This is a genomic window from Hafnia alvei (genome assembly GCF_900095695.1).
Classification (GTDB): domain Bacteria; phylum Pseudomonadota; class Gammaproteobacteria; order Enterobacterales; family Enterobacteriaceae; genus Hafnia; species Hafnia alvei_B.
The window spans coordinates 87,988-99,836 of record NZ_FMIQ01000064.1; the positions used below are offsets into that span (position 1 = coordinate 87,988).

General features: G+C 52.0%; 7 protein-coding genes, 1 tRNA gene and 2 pseudogenes. 7 read left to right on the top strand and 3 right to left on the bottom strand.

Features of this window, described 5'->3' with window-relative positions; genetic code table 11:
• Positions 1 to 47 precede the first annotated feature (47 nt).
• The 3 genes from BN1044_RS17975 to BN1044_RS17990 all read left to right on the top strand — a co-directional run bounded on the left by BN1044_RS17975 (position 48) and on the right by BN1044_RS17990 (position 4,884).
• Positions 48 to 2,483, top strand: coding sequence for a bifunctional aspartate kinase/homoserine dehydrogenase II (locus BN1044_RS17975; protein ID WP_072309828.1), 2,436 nt, complete (start codon positions 48 to 50; stop codon positions 2,481 to 2,483).
• Positions 2,484 to 3,232: 749 nt separating this feature from the next.
• Positions 3,233 to 3,691, top strand: coding sequence for a nucleoside deaminase (locus BN1044_RS17985; protein WP_072309829.1), 459 nt, complete (start codon positions 3,233 to 3,235; stop codon positions 3,689 to 3,691).
• Positions 3,688 to 4,884 (top strand): cyanate transporter, encoded by a 1,197-nt coding sequence (locus BN1044_RS17990; protein WP_072309830.1) that lies wholly within the window; start codon positions 3,688 to 3,690, stop codon positions 4,882 to 4,884. Before BN1044_RS17985 ends, BN1044_RS17990 begins: the two co-directional genes overlap by 4 nt.
• Before the next feature lie 54 nt (positions 4,885 to 4,938).
• Here BN1044_RS17990 and yicI read toward each other — a convergent pair.
• The 3 genes and pseudogenes from yicI to BN1044_RS18005 all read right to left on the bottom strand — a co-directional run bounded on the left by yicI (position 4,939) and on the right by BN1044_RS18005 (position 9,426).
• Positions 4,939 to 7,263, bottom strand: a pseudogene (gene yicI / locus BN1044_RS17995) (alpha-xylosidase).
• Entirely contained in the window at positions 7,250 to 8,659 is a 1,410-nt protein-coding gene (locus BN1044_RS18000) for a glycoside-pentoside-hexuronide family transporter (protein ID WP_072309831.1), read from the bottom strand. Before BN1044_RS18000 ends, yicI begins: the two are co-directional and overlap by 14 nt.
• Before the next feature lie 191 nt (positions 8,660 to 8,850).
• Positions 8,851 to 9,426: a DJ-1/PfpI family protein gene (locus tag BN1044_RS18005; protein WP_072309832.1), complete on the bottom strand. Its 576-nt coding sequence runs from the start codon at positions 9,424 to 9,426 to the stop codon at positions 8,851 to 8,853.
• Between the two features lie 174 nt (positions 9,427 to 9,600).
• Between BN1044_RS18005 and BN1044_RS18010 the strand changes: the two genes are divergently transcribed.
• The 4 genes and pseudogenes from BN1044_RS18010 to BN1044_RS23990 all read left to right on the top strand — a co-directional run.
• Positions 9,601 to 9,695 (top strand) — tRNA-Sec (locus tag BN1044_RS18010).
• Between the two features lie 156 nt (positions 9,696 to 9,851).
• Positions 9,852 to 10,304: an Arm DNA-binding domain-containing protein gene (locus BN1044_RS18015; protein WP_072309833.1), complete on the top strand. Its 453-nt coding sequence runs from the start codon at positions 9,852 to 9,854 to the stop codon at positions 10,302 to 10,304.
• Positions 10,291 to 11,505 (top strand): tyrosine-type recombinase/integrase, encoded by a 1,215-nt coding sequence (locus tag BN1044_RS18020; RefSeq protein WP_072309834.1) that lies wholly within the window; start codon positions 10,291 to 10,293, stop codon positions 11,503 to 11,505. Before BN1044_RS18015 ends, BN1044_RS18020 begins: the two co-directional genes overlap by 14 nt.
• A gap of 161 nt (positions 11,506 to 11,666) precedes the next feature.
• Positions 11,667 to 11,849: pseudogene (locus BN1044_RS23990) on the top strand (tyrosine-type recombinase/integrase); the annotation flags it as partial.

Consider the following 11,849-nt stretch of genomic DNA (forward strand, 5'->3'; position numbering starts at 1 on the left):
TCTCAAACGATAATGCTGCATATTAGGCTGGTTTTAAGAGGTAAAGAATGAGCGCACAACCGGTAGCGGGGCAGGCGATAGGACGCCAGCTGCATAAGTTTGGCGGCAGTAGTTTAGCCGATGTGAAATGTTATCTGCGTGTCGCAGGGATTATGGCGGAGTACAGCTTCCCTGGCGATATGATGGTTGTTTCCGCAGCGGGTAGCACCACCAATCAGCTGATTAGCTGGTTGAGGCTAAGCCAGACTGACCGGATCTCTGCGCATCAGGTTCAGCAGGCATTACGTCGCTATCAGAGCGAACTCATCACGGGCCTGTTGCCGGCTGAACTTGCCGAGCCTTTGGTTGCGCTCTTTACTCAGGATTTGGAGCGCTTAGCCGCCTTACTCGACGAGCCGATGTGCGATGCGACCTATGCTGAAGTGGTAGGGCACGGTGAAATATGGTCTGCGCGTTTGATGTCGGCGCTGCTCAACGTAAAAGGCATGGAGTCAGAGTGGCTGGATGCGCGTAGTTTCCTGCGCGCCGAACGTTCTGCCCAGCCACAGGTTGATGAAGGCCGATCTTATCCTCTATTACAGCAAATTCTGGCTCAGCATCCTAACAAACGCCTCGTCGCCACGGGGTTTATTTGCCGTAACGATGCGGGTGAAACCGTGCTGTTAGGGCGTAACGGTTCTGACTATTCCGCCACTCAGATCGGCTCATTAGCGGGCGTTTCTCGCGTGACGATTTGGAGCGACGTGGCTGGTGTGTACAGCGCTGACCCACGCAAGGTTAAAGATGCCTGCCTGTTGCCACTGCTGCGTTTAGACGAAGCTAGCGAACTGGCACGCTTAGCCGCGCCGGTTCTGCATGCGCGCACGTTGCAGCCGGTTTCCGCCAGCGATATTGACTTACAACTGCGCTGTAGCTATCAGCCAGAGCAGGGCTCAACGCGCATTGAGCGTGTTTTGGCATCTGGCACCGGTGCAAAAATTGTCACCAGCCACGATGAAGTTTGCCTGATTGAGCTTAATGTTCCTCAAAGCCATGATTTTGAACACGTGCGTCAGGAAATTGACCGCGTGCTCAAGCGCTCCCAGCTGCGTCCATTAGCGACCGGCGTGCATCGCGACCGTCATATGATCCAGCTGTGCTATACCGCTGAAGTGGTGGAAAGTGCGCTGAAGCTATTGGAAGAATCTGGCGTTCCGGGTTTGCTACAGCTGCGTGAAGGATTGGCGCTGGTGGCGTTAGTCGGCGCAGGCGTATGCAAGAACCCACTGCACAGCCACCGTTTCTATCAGCAACTAAAAGATCAGCCAATTGAGTTCTTCTGCCAGTCAGAAGACAGCATCAGCTTGGTGGCGGTATTGCGCCGTGGCCCAACTGAAGCCCTGATTCAAGGTTTACACACCACGCTGTTCCGCGCCGAAAAACGCGTTGGGTTGGTATTGATGGGCAAGGGCAATATCGGTTCGCGCTGGTTAGAACTGTTTGCGCGTGAGCAGGAGAATATTTCTGCCCGTAGCGGCTTTGAATTTGTGCTGGCTGGCGTGGTAGATAGCAGCCGCAGCTTGCTGAATTATGAAGGATTAGACGCGAGCCGCGCATTGGCATTCTTTGATGATGAATCGCAGGAGATGGATGAAGAAAACCTGTTCCTGTGGATGCGTGCTCACCCTTATGACGATTTAGTGGTGCTGGATGTTACGGCCAGCGAGTCGTTGGCGCAGCAGTATCGTGACTTTGCCAGCTATGGTTTCCACGTTATTAGTGCGAACAAATTGGCTGGTGCGTCGTGCAGTGATGATTATCGCCAAGTTCGTGATGCCTTTGAGAAAACCGGTCGTCACTGGCTGTATAACGCCACCGTCGGCGCGGGTTTACCTGTGAACTATACGGTTCGCGATCTGCGCGATAGCGGCGACTCCATCTTGTCGATCAGCGGGATCTTCTCCGGTACGTTATCTTGGTTATTCCTTCAGTTTGATGGAACAGTTCCGTTTACTGAGCTGGTCGATCAAGCGTGGCAGCAGGGGCTGACCGAGCCCGATCCGCGTGTTGACCTCTCTGGTCAAGACGTGATGCGCAAGCTGGTGATTTTGGCGCGTGAGGCAGGTTATGACATTGAACCGAATCAGGTACGTGTGGAATCGCTGGTGCCGGCTGGCTGCGAAGGGGGATCTATCGATCATTTCTTCGAAAACGGTGAAGACCTGAACGAACAAATGATCCAGCGTTTGGAAGCGGCCAACGAAATGGGGCTGGTGCTGCGTTATGTCGCCCGATTTGATGCCAACGGCAAAGCGCGCGTTGGTGTGGAAGCCGTTCGCCCAGAACACCCACTGGCGGCGTTGTTGCCATGTGACAACGTGTTTGCCATTGAAAGCCGCTGGTATCGTGATAATCCGTTGGTTATCCGTGGACCGGGCGCAGGACGCGATGTGACGGCTGGGGCTATTCAGTCGGATTTGAATCGGTTGGCGGCGTTATTGTGAGTTGGGGTACACCAACGGTTTTCTATCTCTTTGATAGAGCTGTGAAGGGTTTTGTACTAATTGCCTATGCCGAATATTTTAGGCCTTATGCATATTACGTCCGCCTAAAAGACCTAGTTTCATGATAGAGCTGTGAAGGGTTTCGTCCGCCAGTCAGCAAATTTGTTTCCATGAAACCGTCGGTGTAGGCGTCCGAGAAGAGGTTGCCAGCGCGCAACCTCTTCACTCTCGCGCTTTTTACCGTGTTGTTTGGCCGACCGGTCTCGGAGCGCACATCCCTGTGCGCCCTCAACCTGCCACCAGCATCCCTGCTGGCGGCTCTAGAATGCATTTCATTTAACACTGAAAAGATTAAAGATATTTTTATCTTCTTATCTTCTTATCTTCTTATTTTTTAAATTGTTTAAGTCTTGGTAGTGCGAGCCGCCGGTACAGGGATGTACCGGCGGAGTTTGGGGCGCCCTGGCTGGGCGATACCAAACCGGAGCGGAGATGGCATCTCGGATAAAAGCGCGCGGGTGTTGGGTGCGCGCGCTGGCGCACCCGACTCGGACGCCTTCGACGGAATCTATATGTAAATGCCGCGACGGATAGGCGGTCGAAACGTGGCATCTATCTAACATACGAAACCCTACACCTATCCAGCATAAATCTAGCGAACTCCCCCTAAATCACCATCTAGGCACTATTCCTCCCCCACAATTCAAGATAACCTTACCCTGCTAACTTTTTATTAACAGGAGTCACACATGTCTTCTCATGATGAGTATCTACAGCGCGCGTTAGCGCTGGCGGCGGATAGCGTTGAGCAGGGTGGGCGTCCATTTGGCGCAGTGATTGTGCGTCACGATGAGATTGTTGCCGAGGCCGTGAACACCATTCATCTCAATGGCGATCCAACGGCGCATGCCGAGCTGAACGGTATTCGTGAGGTTTCTGCTCATCTGGGGAGCGCAGCGCTGCGTGACTGTACGGTGTATGCGAGCGGACAGCCTTGCCCTATGTGCCTCAGCGCCATGTATCTGACCGGTGTAAAGGCGGTGTATTTCGCCAACGGCAATCAGGATGGGGAAGAGTATAAATTATCGACCGCGGCTATTTATCAGCAACTACAGCTGCCGTTAGAACAACAATCTTTACCGATTCACCATTTGCCACAACCAAATGGCCGCAAGCTATATGAACGTTGGGTGCAAAAGCAGTCATGAGTCAGACACAGAAACAAAGTTTGATGTTGTTAGTTTTGGTGTTAATTGGTCTGAATATGCGGCCACTTCTTACCTCTATCGGGCCATTATTGCCGCAGCTGCGTGAAGCGAGCGGCATGAGCTTTACCGCCGTTTCGTTATTAACCGCCTTGCCGGTGGTAGCGATGGGCGTATTAGCACTGGCGGGAGGCTGGGTCGATCGTCATATCAGTGAACGCAATAGCGTGGCGCTGAGTTTGCTGGCTATTGCCGTCGGTGCGCTGCTGCGCGAGCTCGCGCCACAAAGCCTCGTGTTGCTAAGCAGCGCACTGCTGGGCGGGATTGGTATCGGGATTATTCAGGCCGTGATGCCTGCGGTAATTAAACGTTCCTTCCAGCGCCGTATGCCGCTGGTGATGGGATTGTGGTCGGCGGCGCTGATGGGCGGTGGCGGTTTGGGTGCGGCGCTAACGCCGTGGCTTGCGCAGCACAGCGATGTTTGGCACCGATCTTTGGCTTGGTGGGCATTACCTGCTGTGATTGCGTTAATCGGCTGGTGGCCGCAGAGTAAAACGCTGGCGCAGCCAATAAAACACGCGGTGTCAGCACAGCCGCTGCGCTTACATATCAGCCCGCGTGCGTGGACGCTGGGTCTCTATTTTGGGCTGATCAATGGCGGTTACACCAGCCTGATCGCATGGCTGCCGCCCTACTATATGCAGCTGGGCTCCAGCGCACAGTTTAGCGGGAGTTTGCTGGCGTTGATGACGGTTGGGCAGGCGGTAGGGGCATTAATGTTGCCAATGTTTGCGCGTCGTCAGGATCGACGCATGCTGCTGCTGGCGGCGCTAATGCTACAGCTGATTGGGTTCTGTGGTTTTATCTGGATGCCTTTGCAGATGTCCGTTCTATGGGCGGTGGTGTGCGGCTTTGGGCTCGGCGGCGCGTTCCCTTTGTGCTTGGTGTTGGCGCTCGATCACTCGCCTCAGCCAGCGATTGCGGGGCGTTTGGTGGCCTTCATGCAGGGGATCGGTTTTATTGTGGCAGGCTTGTCGCCATACCTTTCTGGATTGCTGCGTAGCCTCAGCGGTAACTTCCTGATGGATTGGATATTCCACGCGTTCTTGGTGGTTGGCTTGATGCTGCTGACGCTGCGCTTTGTTCCATCGCGCTATCCGCAAGAATGGGCTGTGCCCGCGATTAATCGTCATTAAAAAAACCGCCAGCGTTTAAGGCGCTGGCGGCAGTCTTTTTTTAGCAAAGTGATGTTATTTGAGCGTGATCGTCAGGCTGTTAACCCCATCAGCAGGCGTGATGATAACGCCCATTTCCCCCGCATCTACTGCGCTGTTTTCCTGTGTTATCGCTCGATGAATATTGCGTAAGCATAGGCTCCAACGCTGAGCGGTTCCGGTGCTTGAAACATGCAACTGGTTGCCTTTACGCTGCACGCAAAGCGTAAATTGAGCTTGACCATCAGCGGCTGGAATGACGGCCTTCGCTTGGGTATTTGCTTCTAAGGCAAACAGGTGGAAACAGGGGCTATCGGCGTAGTCATAATCAGGTTTTTGGCTGTTATTACCGATAGCGATCAGGCTGTTAGGGCGTACATATAGCGGCAAACTGTTGAACCCGTGCTGCTCTCGGTGCCAGCCACCGGTGGCTTCTTGGTTGGTATAGAGATGTGTCCAGCGGCCCGCGGGCAAATAGACGCTGACGTCACCGTTCTCGCTAAACACCGGGGCGACCAGCAGCGAATCCCCCAACATGTATTGGCGATCCAGATAATCGCAGCCCGGATCTTCTGGGAATTCCAGCATCATAGCGCGCATCACCGGCGTACCTGTTTTGGCAGCCTGAGCAGAGGCAGCGTAGAGGTACGGCATCAGGCGGCATTTCCACTCGGTGAAAAAACGCACCACGTCGCAGGCTTCATCGTCATACGCCCACGGTACGCGGTAGGATTTACTGCCGTGCAGGCGACTATGGCTAGAGAGCAGGCCAAAGGCGCACCAACGTTTGTAAACGTGCGCCGGTGCCGTATTTTCAAATCCGCCGATGTCGTGGCTCCAGAAGCCAAAACCAGACAATCCAAGAGATAATCCACCGCGCAGGCTTTCCGCCATTGATTCATAGGTGGCGTAGCAGTCGCCGCCCCAGTGAACCGGAAATTGCTGCGCGCCGACCGACGCCGAGCGGGCAAATAGCACCGCTTCGTCTTTACCCAATTCTTGCTGCAAGACTTCATACACCAACTTGTTGTAAATAAAGGCGTAATGGTTATGCATTTTTTGTGGGCATGAACCGTCGTGCCATACCACGTCGGTTGGAATGCGCTCGCCAAAATCGGTTTTAAAGCAGTCAACGCCCATGTGGATTAAGCGTTTGAGATGCCCTGCATACCAGTCGCAGGCAGCAGGATTGGTGAAATCAACGATGCCCTGTCCCGGCTGCCATTTATCCCATTGCCATACGTCGCCGTTTGGACGTTTGAGCAGATATCCCTTCTCCATCCCCTGTTTAAACAGCGGTGACTTTTGCCCAATGTAAGGGTTAATCCACACGCATATTTTTAGCCCGCGCGCTTTCAAACGTTGGAGCATGCCTTCCGGGTCGGGGAAGGTTTCAGGGTCCCATTCGAAATCGCACCACTGAAATGCCTTCATCCAGAAGCAGTCGAAATGAAATACGTGCAGCGGAAGGTTGCGTTCGGCCATGCCGTCGATAAAGCGGTTAACGGTTTTTTCGTCGTAGTTGGTGGTAAATGAAGTGGTAAGCCAGAGGCCAAATGACCACGCCGGTGGCAGCGCAGGGCGACCGGTGAGGCGAGTATAACGGTCTAGAACCTGCTTTGGCGTTGGGCCGTCAAAGACTAAATATTCTAGATGTTCGCCCTCAACGCTGAATTGCACCTTGGAGACTTTTTCCGAACCCACTTCAAATGAGACACATTCGGGATGATTTACCAATACGCCATAGCCGCGATTGGTCAGATAGAACGGGATATTTTTATAGGCCTGTTCGGTGCTGGTGCCGCCGTCGCGGTTCCACGTTTCTACGTTTTGCCCATTTTTGACGAAAGCAGTAAAGCGCTCGCCGAGGCCATATACGGTTTCCCCCACGCCTAAATCGAGGCGTTCATAGAGATACGTTTTGCCATCTTTGGCATTTTGAATGTAGCCATTGGATTTAGCCACGCTGCCGGTGATGCGCTAGCCGTGACGCAGGAAATCCAGCGCCCAGTTTTCTCCTTTGGTCACCCGAACGCTTAAATCTCCACTGTACAGGGCGGCGTAATCATCGGTATTTTCCATCCGAATGGCGTGCTCGGTGGCGTGATATAAAGGGTAGTGCGGCCCACGTTCTATTCGTCCGGTAAAGTGCGCAATGCGTACACCAATGACTCCCTCCTGTGGAGAGAAAAAGCGCAGCGTAAACAGTGGAGTATCCAGCTGTGCTGAGCGCGCGCTGGCTTCACGCGGGGCGGCGTAAATGACCATTTCACGGGCGTGCTGCTCGACTTCAAACACATATAACGGGTGGATGAGGTTGAGTCCTTCATGGATGAGCCAATTGCCGTCACTGATTTTCATGACTTAAATCCTCTGCTGTCTTCATATCTTGAGTAAATTCGTGTTCGTTGCGGCGCACGCCATCGGCCAGCTCTTTTAAAATGCGGTTGATGAACGGCGTACGCAGGGTATACAGGCGAGCGGCGATAAGCGCGCTCAGGAAGTAGCAGACGGCGGGAACCAGCGTGAACAGGGCGATAATGCTCATGATAGTGGCGCTGTTTTGCGTGGCGGCACCCGATTGATATCCCGCGCCAGCTAGCATCCAGCCAATCAGTGCGCCGCCGAGGGCGAGCCCCAGTTTTAAGACGAACAGGGTGCCCGCAAAGCTAATCCCCGTGAGGCGTTTGCCGCCTTTCCATTCGCCGTAGTCAACGGTATCGGACATCATTACCCATTGGATCGGGGTGACGAGCTGATGCAATACGCCGATGATAAAGATGAAGATAAACATAGTGATATTGGCGCCAATGGGCACAAAGAACATGGCGACGCTCAAAACGGCAAGAATGGCGTTGGTCCACCAAAACACGCTGACTTTGCATTTCCAATCGGTCAGCGGTTTAGCCGCAGCGCTGCCAAACAAATTGCCCACGCAATAGGTGGTGAGGAACCAAGTAAACACCAGCGGATTACCGAGGATATAGGTGACGTAGTACATCATGGCGCCGCCGCGGACCGAGACGGCCAAGATATTCAGGATGGTGAGTAGGCCAACGATGCGCCATTGGTCGTTGCGAATGATATCGCGCAGATCTTCACGCATGCTGCCCTGCGTTGTTCCTTCATCGCTGATGCGTTCTTTGGTGGTGGCAAAGCAAATAGCCAGCATGATGACGGCAACTAAAGCGAGTACTGCAATACCGCCTTTAAAGCCGAACGCTTGATCGCCTTTACCAATAAAACTGACCAGCGGCATCATGAGAACGGTGCTTAACATACCGCCCGCGGTGGCCAATACGAAACGGTAGGATTGTAGAGAAATGCGTTGGGTTGGATCGGCCGTAATTACGCCGCCTAACGCACAGTATGGGATGTTGACGACGGTATACATCAGCGTCAGCAAGGTGTAAGTGATAGCGGTATAAACCATTTTACCGGTTAGGCTGAGTTCCGGCGTGCTGTAGGCAAATATGCACACGATGCCAAAGGGGATCGCGGCAAACAGCACATAAGGCCGGAATTTACCCCAGCGGGTACGGGTACGGTCAGCGACTAGCCCCATGATAGGGTCGGAAATCGCATCGAGCGCACGCGCTAGCAGGAACATAGTGCCGACGAAGCCCGCGGGAATACCAAAAATATCCGTATAAAAAAACATCATGTATAACATGACATTATCAAAAACAATATGGCTTGCGGCATCGCCGAGGCCATAGCCGATTTTTTCTTGTTTTGACAGAATGTGGCTGCTCATATGTCCCTCTGAAAGCGTTCGCATCGTGGATTCGATACGCCATTCTTAGGGCAAGGATAAGCTGCTAACCATTGTGTTTTTTTATTCTGAAATTATGTTTTGTGTTTTATGTGATCGGGATAACCCGTTTTAAAATAAAATAATTAGATGGGAGAATATGGCGCAACAAATATATCTGTCACGCCTATTTATTAGGCGTGTGTTCGCCAGAAATCGTAATAGATATGGTCTACCTGAAAATCAATATTGCTTGCGTCACCGGTGAGTTTCCAGCCGAGGTGGAAAGCAAAATCAAAAGCAACACCAAGCCCTTTTCCACTGAGCAGATTGCCATCTTCAACAATTTTTTCGTCCACGTAGATGCCGTCTTTAACATCCTGATGCAGATCGCCTGAGCAAGTATAGCGGCGGCCATTGAGAAGATTATTTCCCCCCAAAACGCGCGCAGCAGCAGAGCAGATAGGGCAAATCCATTTTCCTGCGGCGTCATGACGGCGAATAAACTCCACAACCAGCGGATTAGCAGCCAGATTTACCGTCCCTTCAGGCCCGCCAGGAATAACGACGGCGTCAAAGGTTTCATCCATGCTGCGTTCGAGAAGTGCATCGGCAAACATGCGGATGTTGTGATAGCTGGTGAGCTCCAACATATCCTGACAGGCCAAGGTGGTTACGTGGATGTCCAGACGGCGCAAAACGTCGATGGTCATGATCGCTTCTGCTTCTTCAAACCCTTTCGCCAGTAGTACAGCGACTTTCTTAGACATGGTATCTCCCTGTAAATAAGGTGATGGCTATTTATGCAGCAAAGGGTACCAAACTTGTGTTGATTAAAATAAAACGTTGTTTTATTTATGAAGAAGACATCGCGAAACTGGGATTTTCCGCTTAGCACGTAGGGTTTTTCAGGGTATAATCGCCGACTCTTCAGATCTCCCAATGGAAGATCATCGTCCCCGGTGGGGCGGCTGGACTTCAAATCCAGTTGGGGCCGCCAGCGGTCCCGGGCAGGTTCGACTCCTGTGATCTTCCGCCATTCGAGCTCTTCTGAGGTTTCCAAGCGTCAACTAAACCCCCGTTAACCCCTTTTATATCAAGAGTTCATTGTATTCGGAAGTCAATAGGTGTCTACTGGTATCAATATGCCCCTGGGGGCACTATTGGGCATACCGACCACTGTGGGTAAAACCACATGCCACCAAAACAGCTAAAAACCATTAATAATCAAATAATAGTAGCACTTGATGCCCGTACTAAACCCTACAAGTTTGCTATTGGTAGGGGGCTTTATTTGCTTGTGAAGCCCACAGGCTCAAAATACTGGCGTTTGAAGTACCGCCTAGACGGGAAAGAGAAGAGCATGGCGTTCGGAACATTCCCTTCTGTCACGATTAGTGAAGCCATCATGTTAAGGGAAGAGGCCAAAGCGAAGCTCAAAGATGGTTACGATCCTGCGATTGATAAAACTCTAGAGAGAGAACAACGTCGCCAGGAACGGGCCAAACAAGCTTTCCAGCTTTCACTCACTGAATCTGGTGGGCTGGTTATCAAAACAACTAAGCAAACCCTATCGCTTACGCCGGAACAAACTCAGGCCGTCAAAGCATTCTTGCTTTCAGGAGGAAACAACGATGCCATTAACTGATGCAAAAGTTCGGGCATTAAAGCCCAGAGATAAGCCGTACCGCTTAGGTGATGCGGGGGGGTTATACGTTGAAGTGGCAACGAACGGATCGCGTTACTGGCGCATGAAATACCGAGTTGCCGGTAAAGAGAAGCGTCTTGCCTTTGGTGTTTACCCCGATGTTTCACTGGCAGATGCGCGTGAAAAGCGAGATGCAGCCAAAAAGATCCTAGCGGCAGGCGGTGACCCTAGTGAAACTAAAAAGGCCGAGAAGCTCGCTCAGAAGCTGAATGTGGAAAATACCTTTGAAGCCATTGCTCGCGAGTGGCACCAGGCTAAAGCCGACCGCTGGTCACTGCGCTATCGTGATGAAATCATTGATACCTTCGAGAAAGACATCTTCCCTTATATTGGCAAGCGGCCTATTGCCGATCTCAAGCCTATGGAGTTACTGGAAGCATTGCGTAAAATGGAGAAGCGTGGGGCACTGGAGAAAATGCGTAAGGTTCGCCAACGCTGCGGAGAAGTCTTTCGTTTTGCGATTATCACCGGCAGAGCTAATTACAATCCGGCACCCGATCTCGCTAGTGCTTTGGCAACGCCGAAGAAGGAACACTTTCCCTTCCTGACGGCTCAGGAACTGCCCTATTTCCTTCAAGACCTATCAGGTTACACTGGTAGTGTCATTACCAAAACCGCAACCAAGATCATCATGCTGACTGGCGTAAGAACCCAGGAACTGAGATTTGCGCGTTGGCAGGATATCGACTTTGATAAGGGAGTGTGGAGCATCCCGCCTGAAGTGATGAAAATGAAGCGACCGCATGTCGTTCCATTATCAACGCAGGTTATCGAGCTGTTCAGCTCTCTCAAGCCAATTACTGGCGGCTATCCCTTGGTTTTCATTGGACGAAACGATCAGCGTAAGCCAATCAGCAAGGAAAGCGTGAACCAGGTCATCGAACTGTTGGGTTACAAGGGGCGGCTGACTGGCCACGGTTTCCGCCACACTATGAGCACCATCCTGCATGAGCAAGGCTATAACTCGGCCTGGATTGAAACACAACTGGCCCATGTAGATAAGAACAGCATCCGCGGTACCTACAACCATGCGAAGTATCTGGATGGACGGCGTGAGATGCTGCAGTGGTATGCCGACTATATGGATAACCTGGAGCATGATGGGAATGTGGTGCATGGGGAGTTTGGGTGCCGTGCTTAGGCTGACGTGGTTTTTTATAGGGAGCGGCAGTGCTAGCATTAATGCTGGTGCTGCTGGTTTTCGTGAACACTTATTTTTTTGTTTGGTTTTGATGAGATAGGAGTTTAGTCGAGCTTTATCGACATATCATAATCCTTCGAAACCGATGTCTGCGGGTATGGTGTAGTTCATTGATTGAATCGGGATTGTGGTTGAGGGATGCAGTGGAACGGCAGATGAGTCATCAAGAACGTAATGGCATAAGTGCAGCTTATATTCATAAAGCGGAATTTCTGGATGAACGCAGGTTGATGCTGCAATGGTGGGCGTACTACTTGGATGCGAACCTTGAAGGTTATGTAATG

Excerpts from the sequence above, each read along its gene's own strand:
- BN1044_RS18000 (WP_072309831.1), bottom strand. The coding sequence starts at position 8,659 with ATGAGCAGCCACATTCTGTCAAAACAAGAAAAAATCGGCTATGGCCTC.
- BN1044_RS18020 (WP_072309834.1), top strand. The coding sequence starts at position 10,291 with ATGCCATTAACTGATGCAAAAGTTCGGGCATTAAAGCCCAGAGATAAG.
- BN1044_RS17975 (WP_072309828.1), top strand. The coding sequence starts at position 48 with ATGAGCGCACAACCGGTAGCGGGGCAGGCGATAGGACGCCAGCTGCAT.
- BN1044_RS17990 (WP_072309830.1), top strand. The coding sequence starts at position 3,688 with ATGAGTCAGACACAGAAACAAAGTTTGATGTTGTTAGTTTTGGTGTTA.
- BN1044_RS17985 (WP_072309829.1), top strand. The coding sequence starts at position 3,233 with ATGTCTTCTCATGATGAGTATCTACAGCGCGCGTTAGCGCTGGCGGCG.
- BN1044_RS18005 (WP_072309832.1), bottom strand. The coding sequence starts at position 9,426 with ATGTCTAAGAAAGTCGCTGTACTACTGGCGAAAGGGTTTGAAGAAGCA.
- BN1044_RS18015 (WP_072309833.1), top strand. The coding sequence starts at position 9,852 with ATGCCACCAAAACAGCTAAAAACCATTAATAATCAAATAATAGTAGCA.